This is a genomic window from Pseudomonas sp. BCRC 81390, from assembly GCF_030341915.1.
Classification (GTDB): domain Bacteria; phylum Pseudomonadota; class Gammaproteobacteria; order Pseudomonadales; family Pseudomonadaceae; genus Aquipseudomonas.
In genome coordinates, this window is record NZ_JATAAG010000008.1 from 1 (window position 1) to 1,387 (window position 1,387).

Annotated in this window: 1 rRNA gene; it reads left to right on the top strand. The window is 53.1% G+C overall.

The features are described 5' to 3' along the window. A 23S ribosomal RNA gene (locus QSV36_RS03695) occupies positions 1-1,366 on the top strand; the annotation flags it as partial. Between the last annotated feature and the right edge of the window lie 21 nt (positions 1,367-1,387).

Here is a 1,387-nt window from a genome sequence, read left to right on the forward strand (position 1 = left end):
AGGCGACGAAGTGGTTGATACCATGCTTCCAAGAAAAGCTCCTAAGCTTCAGATAACTGGGAACCGTACCCCAAACCGACACAGGTGGTTAGGTAGAGAATACCAAGGCGCTTGAGAGAACTCGGGTGAAGGAACTAGGCAAAATGGCACCGTAACTTCGGGAGAAGGTGCGCCGGCGAGGGTGAAGGACTTGCTCCGTAAGCCCATGCCGGTCGAAGATACCAGGCCGCTGCGACTGTTTATTAAAAACACAGCACTCTGCAAACACGAAAGTGGACGTATAGGGTGTGACGCCTGCCCGGTGCCGGAAGGTTAATTGATGGGGTTAGCGCAAGCGAAGCTCTTGATCGAAGCCCCGGTAAACGGCGGCCGTAACTATAACGGTCCTAAGGTAGCGAAATTCCTTGTCGGGTAAGTTCCGACCTGCACGAATGGCGTAACGATGGCGGCGCTGTCTCCACCCGAGACTCAGTGAAATTGAAATCGCTGTGAAGATGCAGTGTATCCGCGGCTAGACGGAAAGACCCCGTGAACCTTTACTATAGCTTTGCACTGGACTTTGAATTTGCTTGTGTAGGATAGGTGGGAGGCTTTGAAGTGGGGACGCCAGTTCTCATGGAGCCATCCTTGAAATACCACCCTGGCAACTTTGAGGTTCTAACTCAGGTCCGTTATCCGGATCGAGGACAGTGTATGGTGGGTAGTTTGACTGGGGCGGTCTCCTCCCAAAGAGTAACGGAGGAGTACGAAGGTGCGCTCAGACCGGTCGGAAATCGGTCGTAGAGTATAAAGGCAAAAGCGCGCTTGACTGCGAGACAAACACGTCGAGCAGGTACGAAAGTAGGTCTTAGTGATCCGGTGGTTCTGTATGGAAGGGCCATCGCTCAACGGATAAAAGGTACTCCGGGGATAACAGGCTGATACCGCCCAAGAGTTCATATCGACGGCGGTGTTTGGCACCTCGATGTCGGCTCATCACATCCTGGGGCTGAAGCCGGTCCCAAGGGTATGGCTGTTCGCCATTTAAAGTGGTACGCGAGCTGGGTTTAGAACGTCGTGAGACAGTTCGGTCCCTATCTGCCGTGGACGTTTGAGATTTGAGAGGGGCTGCTCCTAGTACGAGAGGACCGGAGTGGACGAACCTCTGGTGTTCCGGTTGTCACGCCAGTGGCATTGCCGGGTAGCTATGTTCGGAAGAGATAACCGCTGAAAGCATCTAAGCGGGAAACTTGCCTCAAGATGAGATCTCACTGGAACCTTGAGTTCCCTGAAGGGCCGTCGAAGACTACGACGTTGATAGGTTGGGTGTGTAAGCGCTGTGAGGCGTTGAGCTAACCAATACTAATTGCCCGTGAGGCTTGACCATATAACACCCAAGCAATTTGCT